This window comes from Kineococcus sp. R86509 (assembly GCF_042466365.1).
Taxonomy (GTDB): Bacteria; Actinomycetota; Actinomycetes; order Actinomycetales; family Kineococcaceae; genus Kineococcus.
Genome location: NZ_JAXHCE010000001.1, coordinates 767277 through 784525, shown reverse-complemented (window position 1 = coordinate 784525; position 17249 = coordinate 767277). Strand labels below are relative to the sequence as shown.

General features: G+C 73.3%; 13 protein-coding genes. 7 read left to right on the top strand and 6 right to left on the bottom strand.

Annotation, left to right across the window (positions count from 1 at the left end):
* Nucleotides 1-21: 21 nt before the first annotated feature.
* Nucleotides 22-855 carry an alpha/beta hydrolase gene (locus tag SJY07_RS03745; RefSeq protein WP_328295576.1) on the bottom strand — a complete coding sequence of 278 codons (834 nt, stop codon included), beginning with the start codon at nucleotides 853-855 and terminating at the stop codon, nucleotides 22-24.
* Nucleotides 856-914: 59 nt separating this feature from the next.
* Nucleotides 915-2024, bottom strand: coding sequence for a PLP-dependent cysteine synthase family protein (locus SJY07_RS03740; protein ID WP_328295577.1), 1110 nt, complete (start codon nucleotides 2022-2024; stop codon nucleotides 915-917).
* 46 nt (nucleotides 2025-2070) lie between these two features.
* Between SJY07_RS03740 and SJY07_RS03735 the strand changes: the two genes are divergently transcribed.
* Nucleotides 2071-2622: a hypothetical protein gene (locus SJY07_RS03735; RefSeq protein ID WP_380157121.1), complete on the top strand. Its 552-nt coding sequence runs from the start codon at nucleotides 2071-2073 to the stop codon at nucleotides 2620-2622.
* Nucleotides 2619-3146, top strand: coding sequence for a hypothetical protein (locus SJY07_RS03730; protein WP_380157119.1), 528 nt, complete (start codon nucleotides 2619-2621; stop codon nucleotides 3144-3146). Before SJY07_RS03735 ends, SJY07_RS03730 begins: the two co-directional genes overlap by 4 nt.
* A gap of 61 nt (nucleotides 3147-3207) precedes the next feature.
* On the opposite strand, the gene SJY07_RS03725 is transcribed toward SJY07_RS03730, so the two are convergent.
* On the bottom strand, nucleotides 3208-4878 hold the full coding sequence (locus SJY07_RS03725) for a glycoside hydrolase family 13 protein (protein ID WP_380157117.1): 1671 nt from the start codon (nucleotides 4876-4878) through the stop codon (nucleotides 3208-3210).
* Between the two features lie 93 nt (nucleotides 4879-4971).
* Between SJY07_RS03725 and SJY07_RS03720 the strand changes: the two genes are divergently transcribed.
* Together SJY07_RS03720 and SJY07_RS03715 are read left to right on the top strand one after the other, a co-directional pair.
* Entirely contained in the window at nucleotides 4972-6129 is a 1158-nt protein-coding gene (locus tag SJY07_RS03720; protein WP_380162143.1) for an ROK family protein, read from the top strand.
* Nucleotides 6130-6415: 286 nt separating this feature from the next.
* Nucleotides 6416-7012: a DoxX family membrane protein gene (locus tag SJY07_RS03715; RefSeq protein WP_380157115.1), complete on the top strand. Its 597-nt coding sequence runs from the start codon at nucleotides 6416-6418 to the stop codon at nucleotides 7010-7012.
* 102 nt (nucleotides 7013-7114) lie between these two features.
* Here the strand turns inward: SJY07_RS03715 and panB are convergent, their stop codons facing one another.
* A complete protein-coding gene (panB, locus tag SJY07_RS03710) occupies nucleotides 7115-7954 on the bottom strand; it encodes a 3-methyl-2-oxobutanoate hydroxymethyltransferase (RefSeq protein ID WP_380157113.1) in 840 nt (279 codons plus the stop codon).
* Nucleotide 7955: 1 nt separating this feature from the next.
* Entirely contained in the window at nucleotides 7956-9758 is a 1803-nt protein-coding gene (locus tag SJY07_RS03705; protein ID WP_380157111.1) for an NAD+ synthase, read from the bottom strand.
* 285 nt (nucleotides 9759-10043) lie between these two features.
* On the opposite strand from SJY07_RS03705, the gene SJY07_RS03700 reads away from it, so the two are divergent.
* The 3 genes from SJY07_RS03700 (at nucleotide 10044) to SJY07_RS03690 (ending at nucleotide 15756) form a co-directional block, all read left to right on the top strand.
* On the top strand, nucleotides 10044-10997 hold the full coding sequence (locus SJY07_RS03700; RefSeq protein WP_328295585.1) for a hypothetical protein: 954 nt from the start codon (nucleotides 10044-10046) through the stop codon (nucleotides 10995-10997).
* 254 nt (nucleotides 10998-11251) lie between these two features.
* The gene (locus SJY07_RS03695; protein WP_328295586.1) at nucleotides 11252-12595 is read left to right on the top strand and encodes a glutamine synthetase family protein; all 1344 of its coding nucleotides are present in this window, start codon (nucleotides 11252-11254) and stop codon (nucleotides 12593-12595) included.
* Entirely contained in the window at nucleotides 12592-15756 is a 3165-nt protein-coding gene (locus tag SJY07_RS03690) for a bifunctional [glutamine synthetase] adenylyltransferase/[glutamine synthetase]-adenylyl-L-tyrosine phosphorylase (protein WP_328295587.1), read from the top strand. The genes SJY07_RS03695 and SJY07_RS03690 overlap by 4 nt, the downstream gene beginning before the upstream one ends.
* 1 nt (nucleotide 15757) lies before the next feature.
* Here SJY07_RS03690 and fgd read toward each other — a convergent pair whose 3' ends face one another.
* A complete protein-coding gene (fgd, locus tag SJY07_RS03685; protein ID WP_328295588.1) occupies nucleotides 15758-16780 on the bottom strand; it encodes a glucose-6-phosphate dehydrogenase (coenzyme-F420) in 1023 nt (340 codons plus the stop codon).
* Nucleotides 16781-17249: the final 469 nt, after the last annotated feature.

The window sequence follows — 17249 nt, the reverse complement described above, 5'->3', positions numbered from 1 at the left end:
CGGCGCACGATCAGCCGAGCGTCACCGCCAGATCTCCACCAGCTCCGCGAGAGCCGCGGGCGCCTCGGCGAGCACGGAGAGGTGGCTCGCCCCCGGGACGACCCGCAGCGAGGACCCCGGGACGGCGGCGGCCACCCGGACGGCGTGCCCGACCGGGACGACCCGGTCCGCGTCGCCGTGCAGCAGGAACACCGGGACCGGGATCGAGGACAGGTCGAAACCCCACGGACCCGTCCCCGCGAGGTCGTCGTCGACCATCCCGCCCGGCCCGTTCGCGGTGGCCCGCTGCACGACCGGGCCGAACCAGCCCCACGGCCCCTCCAGCGTCTGCCAGTCCGCGGCGGTGAAGTCGATCGCGTCGGGCCCCGGTACGAACGCCTCCCGTGCCGTGCGTCCCGCCACGGCGGCACCCAGGCTCGCCCGCCCCGCGGGACCGATCCCCTCGAACCAGTCGGGGCTCCCGTCGTAGGGCGCCAGACCCGAGATCGACAGGGCCGCGACGACCCGGTCGGGCGCCAGGGCCGCGCAGGCGAGGGCGTGCGCCCCGCCCCCGGAGTGCCCGAGCGTCACGCAGCGCTCGATCCCCAGGTGGTCGAGCACGGCCACCACGTCCGCGGCGACGCTCGCGACGTCGCGCCCCTCCCGGCGCGTCGAACCGCCGTAGCCGGGGCGGTCGACGCCGATCCAGCGGACGCCGGGGGTCAGCAGCGGTGCCGGTGGTTCACCGGTGTTCGGGGTCCCGCCGTGCCACAGCACGACCGGTCCGCGGGTGGCCGGGTCGTGGGCCGCGCCCGTGTCGTGGGCGTGCAGGACGCGCCCGTCGGGAAGGTCGAGATCGAACTCCGTCGTCGTCACGAGCCGAACCTAGCGAAGCGGACCCGCCCCCTCGCGGGAGTTCCGCCGCCGGGGTCGGCTCAGCGACCGACGTCGCCGAAGAGCGGGGCCAGCGTCGCCCGGGCGCCGTCGAGGTCGAGGCCCCGCCCCTCGGCCCACGCGTCGGAGTAGTACGTGTCCAGGTAGCGGTTCCCGTCGTCGCAGATGAGCGTGACGACCGACCCGGGCCGCCCGTCCCGGCGCATCCGGTCGACGAGGCGCAGCGCCGTGGAGAGGTTCGTCCCCGTGGAGGCACCGGCACGGATCCCGGTGCGCTCGAACAACATCCGCATCGCGGCGACGGACTCGGCGTCGGGGACGGTGAAGACCTCGTCGATCACCGAGGGCACGAACGAGGGTTCGACCCGGGGGCGCCCGATCCCCTCGATCCGCGAACCCGGACCGGTCACGGTGCGCGATCCGGTGCGCCAGGCCTCGGCGAACACGGAACCCTCCGGGTCGGCCACGGCCAGGCGGGTCGCGTGCTGCTGGTAGCGGCAGTAGCGCCCGATCGTCGCGCTCGTCCCACCGGTCCCGGCGCCGACCACGATCCACTCCGGTTCCGGGTGGGGTTCCATCGCCATCTGCTCGAAGATCGAGCAGGCGATGTTGTTGTTCCCGCGCCAGTCCGTGACCGTCGAGGCCGTGGAGAACTGGTCGAAGTAGTACCAGCCCTCCCGCGAGCCCAGGTCCTCCGCGGCCGCGTAGACCTCGCCCGGGTGGTCGACCAGGTGCAACCGTCCGCCGTAGCGGGTGATGAGGTCGAGCTTCACCGCCGCGGTCTGGCGGGGGACCACCGCGACGAACTCCAGTCCGAGCATCCGGGCGAAGTAGGCCTCGGACACGGCCGTGGACCCGCTCGAGGCCTCGACGAGGGTGGTGTCGGGACCGATGGCGCCGTTGGCCAGGCCGAAGAGGAACAGCGAGCGGGCCAGGCGGTGCTTCAGCGAACCGGTCGGGTGGACGGACTCGTCCTTGAGGTAGAGCTGGACCCCCCAGCTCGCCGGCAGCGGGAACACCCGCAGGTGCGTGTCGGCGCTGCGGTTGGCGTCCGCCTCGACCGTGCGCACGGCGCGGTGCACCCAGTCGCGCGGTTCCTCGGGCGCCGGCTCCGGGCCGGCCCCCTGCGGTGGGCTGAGCGGGCGGTCCACGGTGGTTTCCTCCGACGGGGTGGGCGGGCTGTCCTACCGTCGGATCATGGCACCTCCGCACGACCCGCCCCACCGACCACCGGCGTCCCTGACCGCGCCGGCCGTCGTCCTGCTGCTCGCCGCCGGCGTCCCGACGACCCTGCTGCTCCTCGACGCCGGCCGGTCGCTGCAGGTCGACGCCGCCGCGGAGGCGTTGCGACACCAGATGGACCTCACGTCCTCGGCGACCTCCTTCGGGCAACGCTGGGGTGCGGCCGTGTCCGGGATCGCCGCCGCCCCCGCCCTGGTGGCCGCGACCGTCGCCCTGCTCGTGCTCACCGCGCTCGTCCTGGCCGCTCCCGCCCTGCGGCGCCGGGCGGTGCCGACACCGGTGCGGGTGGCCGGCGGCGTCGTCGCGGTGGTCCTCGCCGTGGTCGGTGCCCTCACCGCGGTGGTGACCGTGACGGACCTCTGGACCGACCCCTTCCCGGGGTACTCCGACGGCGGGTTCAGCCTGTCCGCCGCCGTCCAGCAGGCCCCCGTGCTCGGCCCGCTCGTCTTCACGACCCTCGTCGCCGCGGCCGCGGCGACGGTGCTGGCCCGTCCGGCGCGGTCGTGAACGGCGCTCGCGGCTGGGTGCTCGTGCTGGCGTCGGCGCTTCCGACGCTCCTCGTCCTCGCGACCGCGGCGGCGGTCCTCGCCGGGGGTCTCGATGCGGAGGCCGTCGCGGCCTACCCGGGGCTCACGGAGGCCCCCGGTCTCGGCGACCACCTCCGCTCGGTCGCGTGGCTGGACCCTGCGCTGCCGTTGCTCTGCACCGCCCTCAGCTCGTGCGCTGCGGCGGCGTCTCCCGGGGGGCGGTCCTCGGGGTGGCGACGGTGCGCGGGCGTGGTGGCCCTGGTGGCCGCCCTCGTCGGCGTCGCGCTGGCCGGGCTCGCGGCGTGGGCCTGGTACGCCCCGCCCACCGCGTTCCAGCGCGAGCAGAGCGCGCAACCCACCGAGGGCGCGGTGATCTTCGTCTCGAGCCTGCAGGGCGGTCCCTGGCCCGACGTGGCCGCGGTGCTGGTGCCCGCGGTGCTCGCGGTCCTGGCTGCCACGGTCCTGCTGCGACCGGTGCCGCAGCAGGACCGGGCGTTCGCGTGACGGCGCCCCGGGTGACGCCGGACACGACCGAGCGCTACCGCCGCCTCCATCGCCGTCGCCGTCAGGCGGAGGGTCGTCCCGGCTCGTCCTCGAGCCAGACCGTGGTGTCCGCGGGAACCAGGTCGCTCCCGAGTTCACCGCTGCACAGCACGACCCGCCCGGCGGGCAACGGCACCGGGTCGGGGCCGAAGTTCGTCAGGCACGTCCAGCCGCCGGGTCGGGTGAACTGCACGGCTCCCTCGGGGGTCCCCTCCACCCACGACAGTTCCTCGACGGTCTGGAGTCGACGCCGCACCGCGAGCGCCGTCCGGTAGAACTCCAACGTCGATCCCGGGATGCCGTCCTGGCGGTCGGCGGCGACGTCGGCGAACCACGACGGCTGGGGGAGGTGCGAACCACCCGGCCCGAACCCGTGCGAGGGACCGTCGGCGCTCCAGGGCAGCGGGACCCGGCACCCGTCGCGTCCCTTCTCGGTGCCGCCCGAGCGCAGCCACGTCGGGTCCTGCAGGTCGGCCCGCGGCAGGTCCGAGACCTCCGGCAGTCCGAGTTCCTCCCCCTGGTAGAGGTAGGCGCTGCCGGGGAGGGCGAGGACGAAGGCCGTGGCCGCCCGGGCGCGGCGCAGACCGCCGGCGACGTCGGGTTCGGGGTCGTGGCCGTCGCTGAGCAGCCACGCCTTCTCGTCGGTGCCGGGCGGCAGGGCGAACCGGCTGGCGTGGCGGACGACGTCGTGGTTGGAGAGCACCCAGGTCGAGGAGCTCTCGGCGTCCCGGGCGAAGCGGAGGTTCTCCTCGACCACGGTGCGGTAGGTCGCCGCGTCGAAGCGGGCCAGGAGCAGGTCGAAGTTGAACGCCTGACCGAGGCCGAGCGGGGAGGCGTAGCGGGCGCGGCGGTGGGCGGGGACCCAGGCCTCGGCGACCGCGGTGCGCGGCGGGTCGTAGGAGTCGAACACCTCGCGCCAGGCGGCGTAGACCTCGTGCACCTCGTCGCGGTCGAAGTAGGGGTGCGCTCCGTCGGGCAGGTCGGCGGCACGCAGTTCCTCGGCGCTCGGCAACGTGGCCGTGAGGTGCTTGGTGAGGGCGTTGGCGACGTCGATCCGGAACCCGTCGACCCCGCGGTCGGCCCAGAACCGCAGGGTCTCGAGGTGGTCCGCACGCACGTCGGGGTGGTCCCAGTTCCAGTCCGGTTGTTCGGGGGCGAAGAGGTGCAGGTACCAGTCGCCGTCGCCGACGGGTTCCCAGGCCGGACCGCCGAACACCGAGGTCCAGTCGCTCGGGGGTCGTTCCCCGTCGGCGCCGAGGCCACGCCGGAACACGTAGCGCTCCCGTTCGGGGGAACCCGGACCGGCCGCGAGCGCAGCCTGGAACCACCGGTGCCGGTCGGAGGAGTGGTTGGGCACGATGTCGACGACGAGCCGGATCCCGGCCGCGTGGAGCGCGGTGACGAGGTCGTCGAACTGCGCCAGGGTGCCGATGCGCGGGTCGACGGCGCGGTGGTCGTCGACGTCGTAGCCGCCGTCGGCGAGTGCGGAGGGGTAGAAGGGGGAGAGCCAGACGGCGTCGACCCCGAGCCGGCGCAGGTGCGGGACGTGGGCGGTGATGCCGGGGAGGTCGCCGATGCCGTCGCCGTCGCTGTCGGCGAAGCTGCGCGGGTAGACCTGGTAGACGACGGCCTGCCGCCACCAGGTGGCGTCGGTCGCGGGGGCGGTGGGTCGTTCTTCCAGCAGGTGGGACACACGGTCTCCAGTGACGGTGAGTATTTGATGTGGGGCCTAAATCTAAGCCGTGGCTAAAGTGTGCCCAGCGTCGAGGGGAGGGGTCAAGGGGTGATGACGACGGGTTCCACCGCCGGGTCGGTGACCCGCCGCCTGCGCGACGACAACGCGCGCGCCGTGCTCCTGCACGTCTGGGACCTGCCCCCCGGCGCCGCCGTCACGGGCAGCGACCTCATCGCCGTGACGGGACTCTCCCGGGCGACGGTCCACGACGTGTGCGACGAGCTCATCGACCGCGGCTGGCTGCGGGAACTGGAGAACGAGCGCTCCACCGGGACCTACGTCAAGGGGCGCCCGGCCCGTCGCTACGGGTTCGACGCCCGCGCCGGGGCGGTCGTCGGCATCGACGCGGGGGAGCACCGGATCTCGGTGCGGGTCACCGACCTGCGGGGTGTCCCGCTGGCGACGGTCGAACGGGTCGTCGACCAGGCCGCCGGCCGGACCCCGGTCGCGCACCGGATCGCCGCCCTCGAGGCGGTCCTCCGGGAGGCGTGCGCGGCGGCGGGCTCCCCCCGGGTGCTGGCCGTCTCGGTCGGGGTCCCGGCTCCGGTGGGGGTCGACGGACGGACGCTCGGCACGGACAACCCCTTCTGGGCGTTCACCAACCCCGACCTCGCCGGCGTCCTCGGCGACCGGTTCGGCTGGCCCGTCCTCGTCGAGAACGACGCGAACCTCGCGGCGCTGGCCGAGGGCTGGTGCGGGGCCGGAGCCGGTCTGGCGCACCAGGTCACGGTGCTCGCCGGGGAACGCATCGGGGCCGGCGTCGTCGACGACGGGCGGCTGCTGCGCGGGGTGCGCGGTGGGGTGGGGGAGATGCGCTACCTCGACATCGTCGAGGGGGTCGGGTCCTCGGCGGGTCTCGGCAAGGTGCTGCGCGACCTCGGCGGGACGGAGGAGGCCGCCGACGTCCTGGCGGCCGCACGGGCCGGTGGGCTCGTCGCGACCGCGCAGGTCGAGATCGCCGGACTGCGCCTGACGCGGATCGTCGTCACGCTCGTGAGCCTGTTCGACCCCGAACGGGTGATCCTGGCCGGCGGTGCCGCCTCACCGGCGCTCGTGGAGGTCGTGAACCGGGAACTGCCCTCGTTCCTCGACCTGCCGCGCCCCCTCGTGGTCGCCTCGACGCTGGGTCGCGACGTCGTCGTCCTGGGTGCGTTGCGGCGCGCCCTGGACCACGTGCGCGGCGAGGCCCTCTCGCTGCGCCTCGACTAGGGCGTGTCTGCTGGGTCGGTGGAACCAGCGCCGGACGATCGCGGCCGATACGGCCCCTCCGCGGGGGCTGGCGGCGAGTCGCTCGTGCTCCCGGACCTGCCGCCCCACCGCATCGGCAGGATCGTCACCAGGGCCTGCGCCGTCGGATCGACCGGGTGAGAACTCCGGTCCAGTCCGGGCCGGGGCGGTCTGGACCCATCGCGCGCGGTGTCCGCTCCGAAGAACCACCGTGATGACACCCCGAGGACACCTGGACCGAGCGAGTGCCACGGCGTCCAGGGTGTTGATGGCTCACAGTCTCCTGGTGCTGCGGCTGAGCATGGGAGTCGTGTTCCTCGGTTTCGGTGTCCTGAAGTTCTTTCCCGGAACCAGCCCGGCGCAAGACCTCGCGGTGACGACCACCCGCATGCTGACCTTCGGACTGGTCCCCGACCACCTCGCACTGATCGGCGTCGCCTCGCTGGAGACGGTCATCGGTGCGTGCCTGCTGCTCGGCGGGAGGTTCCTGCCCGCGGCCCTCCTCCTCCTGGTTCCCCAGCTGGCGGGGATCCTCTCCCCGATCGTCCTGCTGCCGCACCGCCTCTTCGCCGGTCCCCACCACGCCCCGACGTTGGAGGGGCAGTACGTCCTCAAGGACGTCATCCTCCTCGGCGCTGCCCTGGTCATCGCCGCAGCCTTCCTCGGTCAGAGGCGGACGAGCCGGCCGCTGCCCGCCCGCGAGAAACTGGCCATCGTCCTGGCCGGGATCCGTGAGGAGTGCCCGCTGGAGGAGCTGTGCGCGGAGCACGGGATCAGTGAGAGCGACTACCGTTCCTGGAAGGACGAGGTCCTCACGGCAGCCGAGGCCATCCGTTCCGCCCAGGCGGTGGCCCTGCGCGGCTGACGGCGTTTCAGCGGGGAACGCGGCGCACGCACGGTCGGTCGCGTGAGCCGTCACGGACGAGGCTCACCACCGCAGCAGCCGGTGGCGAGCACCTGCCGGGCGTCACCGGCTGCGGTCCTGCTGGAAGGAGTGCTCGGGGCCGGGGAACGAACCGCCCCGGACCTCGGCGGCGTAGGCGCGTGCCCCGTCGAGCAGCGCGGTGCGGACGTCGGCGAACTTCTTCACGAACGACGCGGTGCGCTCCGTCAGGCCCGCGAAGTCCTGCCAGACCAGGACCTGACCGTCGGTGCCGCTGCCGGCCCCGATGCCCACCGTCGGGACGGCCAGGGTCTTCGTGACCTGCTCCGCGACGTCGGCCGGGACCATCTCCATGAGCACCGCGAAGGCGCCCGCCTCGGCCAGCGCGCGGGCGTCGGTGAGGACCCGGTCGCCCGCCTCGCCGCGACCCTGGACCCGGTACCCGCCGAGGGCGTGCTCGGACTGGGGGGTGAACCCGATGTGCGCCATCACCGGGATGCCGGCGTCGACGACGGCCCGGACGCGGCCGGCGCGCTGCGCGCCGCCCTCGAACTTCACCGCGTGCGCGCCGCCCTCCTTCATCATCCGCACCGCAGAGGTCACCGCGAGCTCGTCCGAGGCCTCGTAGGAGCCGAACGGGAGGTCGGCCACGACGAAGGCGTGCGGGGCGCCCGCGACGACGGCCCGCACCAGCGGCAGCAACTGCTCGATGGTCACCGGGATCGTCGTCGCCATCCCGTACACGGTGTTGGCGGCGGAGTCGCCCACGAGCAGCGCCGGGATCCCCGCCTCGTCGAAGACCGCGGCGGTCATCGCGTCGTAGCTGGTCAGCATCGACCACTTCTCGCCCGCGTCCTTCCACTCCTGGAAGTGGTGGATGCGGGTCCGGCGCCGTTTCGCGGGCGCCTCGGTGGCGTAGGCCATGTCAGTTCCGTCCCAACGGGGAGTCGGTCTTGACCTCGACCGGCGGCGTCAGCGTCGCCGACGCCGCGGGTTCGCGCCAGCGGTTCGTGATCGGCAGGCGCCGGTCACGTCCGAACGCCTTGTAGGAGATCTTCGGCCCGGGTGCGAACTGGCGCCGCTTCCACTCCGCGCGGTCGACGAGGGTGACGACGGAGTCCACGACCGTGGGGTCGAAACCCGCCTCGAGCATGTCCGCGCGGCCCATGTCACCCTCGACGTAGTCCTCGAGGATCGCGTCGAGGACCTCGTAGGGCGGCAACGAGTCCTGGTCGGTCTGGTCCGGGCGCAGTTCCGCCGACGGGGGTTTGGTGATGGTGTTCTCGGGGATCGGCGGCTGCTCGCCCCGCGAGGCCGCGTCGGCGTTGCGCCAGTTCGACAGGTCCCACACCAGCGTCTTGGGGACGTCCTTCAACGGCGCGTAGCCACCCACGGAGTCGCCGTACAGCGTCGAGTACCCCACGGCGAGCTCGCTCTTGTTGCTCGTCGCCAGGGTCAGGTGACCCTCCTGGTTCGCGAGTCCCATGATCGTCGTCCCGCGCACCCGGGCCTGCAGGTTCTCCTCCGCGACCCCCTGCAGCGGAACGGTTTGGAGGAAGACGTCGACCATCGGGGCGATCGGGTACTGCCGGTACTCGAAGCCGCAGCGGTTCGCGAGGTCCTCGGCGTCGTCCTTGGAGTGCTGGCTGGAGTACCCCGACGGCAACGAGATCCCGACGACGTTCTCCGGACCGATCGCGTCGCAGGCCAGGCTGGCGACGAGCGCGGAGTCGATGCCCCCGGAGACCGCGATCACGACGGAACGGAAACCGTTCTTGCGCACGTAGTCGCGCAGACCCAGCACCAGCGCCGCGTGCACGTCGGCCACGTCGGGCAGCGGCTCGAGGACCGGGGAGACGGTGGGCTGGTAGGCCGGGACGAGGTCCGCGCTGATCGTCGCGCGCTGGATGTTCTCCTCCCAGCCCGGGGTCTTCACCCCCTCGGGGACCTCGAGGTCCACGACGACGAGTTCCTCGCGGAACTGCGGGCCGCGGGCCAGGACGGTGCCCTCGGGCGCCACGACGAGGGAGTCGCCGTCGAAGACGAGTTCGTCCTGACCGCCGACGGCGTTGACGTAGGCGATGGGGCAGCCGGCCTCGGCCGCGCGCCGCGCGACGAGTTCCAGGCGGACGTCGTCCTTGTTGCGTTCGTAGGGCGAGGCGTTGATGACCGCGAGCAGCCCCGCCCCGGCGTCACCGGCCATCTGCACCGGTCCGCCGTCCTGCCAGAGGTCCTCGCAGATCGCGATGGCCACGTCGACGCCCTTGACCCGGACCACGAGGAGGTCGTCACCCGGGACGAAGATGCGGTACTCGTCGAAGACGCCGTAGTTGGGCAGGTGGTGCTTCGCGTAGCGCGCCACGACGCGCCCGCCGTGCAGCACGGCCGCGCAGTTCTGCGGCAGCCCCTTGGGTCGTCCCGCCGTCGCCGGCCGGGTGTCCTCCCCGGCCCGGTCGACGTAGCCGACCACGACCGTCACGTCGCCGTGACCGTCGTCGGCGAGCTCGCGCGCCAACCGCTTCACGGCCTGCTTCGAGGCGTCCACGAAGGACGTGCGCAGCGCCAGGTCCTCCACCGGGTACCCCGTGACGGCGGTCTCGGGGAACAGCACCAGGTGCGCCCCTTCCTGCGCCGCCCGCCGCGTCCACGCGCGGATGGCCGCGACGTTGCCGTCGAGGTCACCGACCGTCGTGTCGATCTGGGCCATGGCCACCCGCAGCTGAGGCATGGGGTCAGCGTAGTGAGCGTCCCGGGGGGCGGTTGCCCAGGTGCACGGGTGGCTCACCACCCGCCCCGTCGCACCCATCGGTGTCACCACCCTCGTGAGGTGTGGAGTGAGGTGTCGGTGCGACGGATCGGCTGCCCTGGCGCCCACTTCGTCGCACCGACACCTCACTCCACGAGGTCGGCCCGGGCGTCACCACGGTGTCCACAGGGCGCCCCGCCGCCGAGTCGTCCACAGCGTGCGCCGCAGCGGCGGGACGACGGGCGCAACCACGTGCACCCTCCGCACGTGTCCTGGATCCCCGACTCCCTGCGCCCCGTCCTGCACGAGCAGCACGGCCTGCTCACCCGACGACAGCTCTACGACGCGGGGGTGAGCACGCACCAGATCCGCTGGGCCCTCGGACGTGAGTGGCGGCTCGTGCACGGCAGCGTCGTCGCGACGACCACGGGCCGGCTCGATCCGGCGCAGCGGCTCGTCGCGGCGCAGCTCTTCGCCGGGCCGGGCGCGCAGATCGGCTCCACCACCGCGGCCCGCTACTTCGGACTCACCTCGGTGCCGGAGGACGGGGTGCGACGCCTGTTCGTGCCCTGGGGGGCGAAGAGTCGCGAACGTCCCGGGGTGTCGGTCCGTCGGACGCGACGACCCGATCCCCACGAGTGGTCCAGGGGCCCGCTGGCCTTCACCTCACCACCGCGCACCGTCGTCGACGCGGCCCGTCAGCTGCGCGGTGACGCCGTCCGGGCCGTGGTCTTCGAGGCGGTGCAGCGGCGGTTCGTGACGGTGGACCACCTCGCGTCGGAGGTGGAGGCGGGGGCCGTCCGGGGGAGCGCCGCCGTCCGGGCCGCCGTCCAGGAGGTCTCCGGCGGCGCCTGGTCCATCCCCGAGAGCGAACTCGCGGACCTGCTCGCCTCGAGCTCGGTCCTCCCCACGGTCCTGCTCAACCCCGTCCTCACCACGGTGACGGGGGAGACGCTCCCTAGCCCGGACGGGTTCGTGGACGAGGTGGGCCTGGCGCTGCAGGTGCACTCCCGCAGCCACCACTTCGCCGAGGAGGACTGGGAGTGGACGCTGCGCAGCGACACCGCCCTCGGGACGGCGGGCGTGCCGGTGATGGCGTTCTCGCCGCGCACCCTGCGGAGCGACGGCCGCCGGGTGCTGCGGGCGGTCGAGCGCGCCTACCTCGCCCTGCGCCGGGCGACGCGCCCCGCCGTGGTGGCGCGTCCGCGGCTGGCCGTCTGAGGAGGCCGGGTCGTGGAGTGAGGCGTGGGTGTCCCGAACCAGGCGCTGGGGCGACTACTTCGGCACACCCACACCTCACTCCACGCGTCCGCGCGTGGTGACACCGGTGGGTGCGGCCCGTGGTGACCCTCGTGGGTGCGACAGGCGGGCGCGGCGGGGTGTGCGTCCCCCCGGGGGCGGGGGTGCGCGATGATGAGGCCGGGGCCGGCGACGACCGCCGACGGCCCGGCGAGGGAAGCGACGGAAAGGGTGCCATGGACCGCCAGCAGGAGTTCGTGCTGCGGACGCTGGAGGAGCGGGACATCCGCTTCGTCCGGCTCTGGTTCACCGACGTCATCGGGACGTTGAAGTCGGTGGCGATCGCACCCGCCGAGCTCGAAGGAGCCTTCGGCGAGGGAATCGGGTTCGACGGTTCCGCGATCGAGGGACTCTCGCGGGTGTCGGAGTCCGACATGCTGCTCAAGCCCGAGCCGTCGACGTTCCAGGTGCTGCCCTGGCGCGCCAGCGACGAGCACCAGGGCACGGCCCGCATCTTCTGCGACATCCTCACCCCGGACGGGCAGCCGGCGCGCTCGGACCCGCGGTTCGTGCTCAAGCGCGCCCTCGACCGCGCGGCGCAGCAGGGCTACACCTTCTACACCCACCCCGAGATCGAGTTCTACCTCTTCAAGACCCCCCTGGAACGTGGGGCGGTGCCCGAACCCGTCGACTACGTCGGCTACTTCGACAACCACCCGGGCAGCACCACCACCGACTTCCGCCGCACGGCGATCTCGACGTTGGAGAGCATGGGCATCTCCGTCGAGTTCAGCCACCACGAGGGCGGCCCGGGGCAGAACGAGATCGACCTGCGCTACGCCGACGCCCTCACCACGGCCGACAACATCATGACCTTCCGCACCGTCCTCAAGGAGGTCGCGGGAGACCAGGGCGTGTACGCCAGCTTCATGCCCAAACCCCTCGCCGGGGAACCGGGTTCGGGCATGCACACCCACCTGTCCCTCTTCGACGGCGACGCCAACGCCTTCTACGAGGCCGGTGCGGAGTACCAGCTCTCCCGCACCGGACGGCAGTTCATCGCCGGCATCCTCCGCCACGCGGCCGAGATCACCGCCGTGACGAACCAGTTCGTCAACTCCTACAAGCGGCTCTGGTCCGGGGGTGAGGCCCCCAGCTACGTCTGCTGGGGCCACAACAACCGCTCCGCGCTCGTCCGGGTACCGATGTACAAACCCTCCAAGGGCCAGTCGGTGCGCATCGAGTACCGCGCGCTGGACTCCGCGGCCAACCCCTACCTCGCCTTCGCGCTGCTGCTCACCGCCGGGCTCAAGGGCATCGAGGAGGGCTACGACCTGCCCGACGGCGCCGAGGACGACGTCTGGTCCCTCACCGACGCCGAACGTCGCTCGATGGGCATCGAACCGCTCCCGCAGAGCCTCGAGCACGCCATCGCCGTCATGGAGAAGTCCGAACTCGTCGCCGAGGCCCTCGGTGAAGGGGTGTTCGACTACTTCCTGCGCAACAAGCGCCAGGAGTGGGCCGACTACCGCTCGCAGGTGACCCCCTTCGAGCTCAAGCGGTACCTGCCCCTGCTGTGAGCACCACACCGGGCGGCACGCGCGGACGCCGCTCCTCCGCCACCGCGCAACTGGTCCGGGCCGGGTTCGCCGACCCGGACCGGGCCGCACGGCTGCTGCGCGACCCGGCGCTGCGGGGCGTCGTCCGCGACGTGGACGACGTGGCCGCCGACGGCGAGTTCACCGACTCCACCGGCGAGCTCGTCCGTTCGCTGGCCCGCACGGCCGACCCGGACCAGGCCCTGCTCGGCCTGGTCCGGTGGGCCGAGTCCCTCACCGCCGGGTTCGACCGCAGCTCCGCCTCCCACGAGGTCGAGGGGATCGCCGCCGCGCTGAACCTCCTGCGGGGCGACCACGTGCCCGAGGTCGTCGGGACCCGCGCCCGCCTCCTCGCCGTCCTCGGCGGCTCGATGGCGCTGGGCGACCACCTGGTGCGCCACCCCCGGCACTGGACGGTCCTCGCCGCCGCGACCCCGCCCGACGCCGGGGAACTGCGCGCCGAACTGCTCGCCGCCGTCGGTGCGAACGCCGACGACCCGGACCCGGTCGCCACGGCGGGCCGTTCCGGACGGACCCCCACGGACGCGCTGCGGGTCGCCTACCGCCGCCGTCTCCTCGGCCTCGCCGGACGCGACCTCGCCTCCGCCGACCCGCTCACCGTCCTGCCCGTCACCTCCGCCGAACTCGCCGACCTCGCGGCGGCGGCCCTCGAGGCGGCGCTCGCGATCGCCCGTGCGGAACTTCCCGACCACGACCCGGGCGAGGAACCCGGGTCCTGGCGCGCCTGCCGCCTGGCCGTCCTGGGGATGGGCAAGACCGGCGGGCGGGAACTGAACTACCTCTCCGACGTCGACGTCGTCTACGTGGCCGAGCCCGCTCCGGGGGCCGCCGAGGACGACGCGCTCGCCGTCGGCGCGAAGCTCGCCGTCGCGCTGCAACGCATCTGCTCCGAACCCACCGGCGAGGGATCGCTGTGGGAGGTCGACGCGGCGTTGCGCCCGGAGGGGAAGTCCGGGTCGCTGGTCCGCACCCTGGACAGCCACGTCGAGTACTACCGCCGGTGGGCCAAGACGTGGGAGTTCCAGGCCCTGCTCAAGGCCCGGCCCGTCGCCGGGGACCTCGACCTGGGCTGGGCCTACATCTCCGCGATCGCGCCGATGGTCTGGAGCGCCAGCGAACGCGAGGGTTTCGTCGCCGACGTGCAGTCGATGCGGCGCCGCGTCGAGGCGCTCATCCCCTCCAAGGAGGCCGACCGGCAGCTGAAGCTCGGTGCCGGTGGTCTGCGCGACGTCGAGTTCAGCATCCAGCTGCTGCAGATGGTCCACGGTCGCAGCGACGAACGCCTGCGCCGCAGCGCGAACACCCTCGAGGCCCTCGACTCCCTCGCCGCCTACGGCTACGTCGGACGCCACGACGCCGGTGAGCTCGACCGCGACTACCGGCTGCTGCGGTCGTTGGAGCACCGCATCCAGGTGCACCGGTTGCGGCGCACCCACGTCATGCCCACGGGGGAGGCGGACCTCCGACGGCTGGGACGCTCCCTGGGCCTGCGCCCCGACCCGGTGAAGGCGCTCGACGAGGTGTGGCGCGGAACCCGGCGCGACGTCCGCCGCCTGCACGAGAAGCTGTTCTACCGGCCGTTGCTGACGGCCGTCGCGAAACTGCCCGCCGCCGACGCCCGCATCGACGCGCAGCTCAGCCCGCAGGCCGCCCGCGAACGCCTCGCCGCCCTCGGCTACCGCGACCCGGCCGTAGCGCTGCGCCACCTCGAGGCGCTGACCTCCGGGGTGAGCCGGCGCGCGAGCATCCAGCGCACCCTGCTGCCCGTCATGCTCGGCTGGTTCGCCGACGGCGCGGACCCCGACGCCGGGTTGCTCGCCTTCCGGCAGGTGTCCGAGGCGCTCGCCGGGACCCAGTGGTACCTGACCATGCTGCGCGACGCGGGTGCCGCCGCGGAACGTCTGGCGTACGTGCTCTCCGCGGCCCGGTTGCCGGTGGAACTGCTGCTGCGTTCCCCGGAGGCGGTCGCGGTGTTCGCGGGGGAGGACCGGCTCGCGGCCGAGGACGTCTCCGAGGTCATCGCCGACGCGGAGGCCGCCGCCCGTCGCCGCGAGGACGTCGGCGCCGCCGTCCTCGCCGCCCGCGGGGTCCGTCGCCGGGAGCAGTTCCGCACCGTCGTGGCCGACCTCGTCGGGGTCCGCGACCTCGCGGGCGTCGGGCAGGCGCTGAGCGACGCCGACCAGGCCGTCCTCGAGGTGGCGCTCGGGTTGAGCGTGCGGGCGGTGGAACGCCGGCGCGGTGAGCCGCTGCCGACGAAGGTCGTCGTCGTCGGGATGGGCCGTCTCGGCGCGGGGGAGACCGGCTACGGCAGCGACGCGGACGTGCTGTTCGTGCACGACCCCCTGCCCGGTGCGGACGAGACGAAGGCCCAGCAGGCCGCCACCGAGGTCGTGGGGGAACTGCGCCGGGCGCTCGGGGCGCCTGGCCCGGAACCCGCCCTCGAGGTCGACGCCGACCTGCGCCCGGAAGGCCGCAACGGTCCCCTCGTGCGGTCGTTGTCGAGCTACCGCGCCTACTACGAACGCTGGTCCCTGTCCTGGGAGGCGCAAGCGTTGCTGCGTGCGCGTCCCGTCGCCGGCGACGCCGACCTCGGCGAGGCGTTCCTCGAGCTCATCGACCCGCTGCGCTGGCCCGCAGGGGGTCTGGCCGAGGCCGACGTGCGTGAGGTCCGGCGGATCAAGGCCCGCGTCGAGGCGGAACGCCTGCCCCGCGGGGCGGACCCGTCGCGGCACCTGAAACTGGGCCGCGGGGGGATCTCCGACGTCGAGTGGACCGCGCAACTGCTGCAGCTGCAGCACGCCGGGGAGCACGAGGGGCTGCGGACGACGTCGACGCCCCGGGCGTTGCGGGCCGCCGTCCAGGCCGGTCTCCTCGCCGCCGGGGACGCCGACGTGCTGCTCACCGCCTGGGACCTCGCGTCCCGCGCGCGCAACGCCGTCGCCCTGTGGCGGGGGAAGTCCGGGGACTCCCTGCCCACCCAGGCCCGCGACCTCGACGGCGTCGCCCGCATGTTCGGATTCGAACCCGGCAGTTCACGGGAGTTCGAGGAGCTGTACCTGCGGACGACCCGTCGCTGCCGCGCCGTCGTCGAACGCGTCTTCTACGGCCGCGAGGAGTCCTGACTCAAGGACGCAGGAGGGGCACGACGTCGGCGCTGAACTGGGTCAGGAACCGCGACTGGTCCTGGCCGGGGGCGTGGAAGACGAGGTGGGTGAACCCGGCGTCGACGTAGCCCTGCACGGCGGCGGCGACCTCGGCGGGATCGGAGGAGACGATCCAGCGCTTGGCGACCTGCTCGATGGGCAGTTCGTCGGCGAGGCGGGCCATCTCGATCGGGTCGTGGACGGAGGCCTTCTGCTCCTGCGTCAAGGACAACGGAGCCCAGAACCGGGTGTTCTCCAGCGCCCGGGCGGGGTCCTCGTCGAAGGACAGCTTGATCTCGATGGTCCGGTCGATCTGCTCCTCGGTGCGACCCGAGGCCTCCAGACCCTCCTTCAGGGCGGGCAGGAGGGTCTCGGAGTAGAGGTCCATGCCCTTGCCGGAGGTGCAGATGTAGCCGTCACCCGCGCGGCCGGCGTACTTCGTGACGCCGGGGCCGCCGCCGGCGATGTAGATCGGGACGGGCTGCTCGGGACGGTCGTAGACCGTCGCGTCGCGCAGGGTGTAGTAGTCGCCCTCGAAGGTGACGCGTTCCTCGCTCCAGAGCTTCTTGATGAGACGGACGGCCTCGCGCATCCGGGCGAAGCGTTCCTTGATCTCGGGGAAGTCCGCGCCCACGGCGGTCTCGTTGAGGGCCTCACCCGTGCCGATGCCGAGGATCGCGCGGCCCGGGGCGAGGCAGCCCAGCGTCGCGAAGGCCTGGGCGATGACGGCCGGGTTGTAGCGCAGCGTCGGGGTCAGGACGCTGGTGCCGAGCTGGACGCGGGACGTCTTCGCCGCGACCCACGGCAGCCAGACGAGGGCGGCGGGGGCGTGGCCGTCGACGTGGCGCCACGGCTGGAAGTGGTCGGAGATCCACACCGAGTCCAGCCCCTGCTCCTCGGCCTGGACGGCGAAGTCGGCGAGCTCGCCGGGCGCGAACTGCTCCGCGGACGCCTTGTACCCCAGCTTCAAGGGTTGACCGTGCGTGTCCACCGTCTGGCTCACCGTGTTCCCACCTCTCGTCGTCCCGGACGACACCTCCGCGCGTCCGTGCGGACCCAACCTAATCCGCCCCCGGGGCGACGCCCGTCCGGGTGGTGATCCGCGTGAACGCCCGCCGCGGGCGCTCGGGCGGCGACAGGTCCCACCGCCCGCCTCCGGGCCCCCGCCGCCGACACCCCGGGACGTTCCGTGATCCGTACCGAGCCCTGTGATCCCGGTCCTCCCACCCGACCGGTTTCCCTGAGGACGAACGCCCCCGACGGGCCTCCACCGCCGACCACGACGCGAGCCTCGCCTCGGAACTCGCCGGGGAACTCGCCCGGGTCGACGCCGAGTTCGTCGAGGCCGTGCGCAGCTCCACGGCACGGTCGGAGGGCACACCGCCCCCCGCGCAGTGAGCGGGGACGGGGCCCAGGTCTTCCGTCGCGACGGCAAGTGCGGTAGAAGATCATCGAGCGCAACCGTTTCCGAG

What these genes read in the sequence shown, in the direction of transcription:
- SJY07_RS03735 (WP_380157121.1), top strand. Translation starts at nt 2,071, where the DNA reads ATGGCACCTCCGCACGACCCGCCCCACCGACCACCGGCGTCCCTGACC.
- SJY07_RS03720 (WP_380162143.1), top strand. Translation starts at nt 4,972, where the DNA reads ATGACGACGGGTTCCACCGCCGGGTCGGTGACCCGCCGCCTGCGCGAC.
- SJY07_RS03715 (WP_380157115.1), top strand. Translation starts at nt 6,416, where the DNA reads ATGGCTCACAGTCTCCTGGTGCTGCGGCTGAGCATGGGAGTCGTGTTC.
- panB (WP_380157113.1), bottom strand. Translation starts at nt 7,954, where the DNA reads ATGGCCTACGCCACCGAGGCGCCCGCGAAACGGCGCCGGACCCGCATC.
- SJY07_RS03705 (WP_380157111.1), bottom strand. Translation starts at nt 9,758, where the DNA reads ATGCCTCAGCTGCGGGTGGCCATGGCCCAGATCGACACGACGGTCGGT.
- SJY07_RS03695 (WP_328295586.1), top strand. Translation starts at nt 11,252, where the DNA reads ATGGACCGCCAGCAGGAGTTCGTGCTGCGGACGCTGGAGGAGCGGGAC.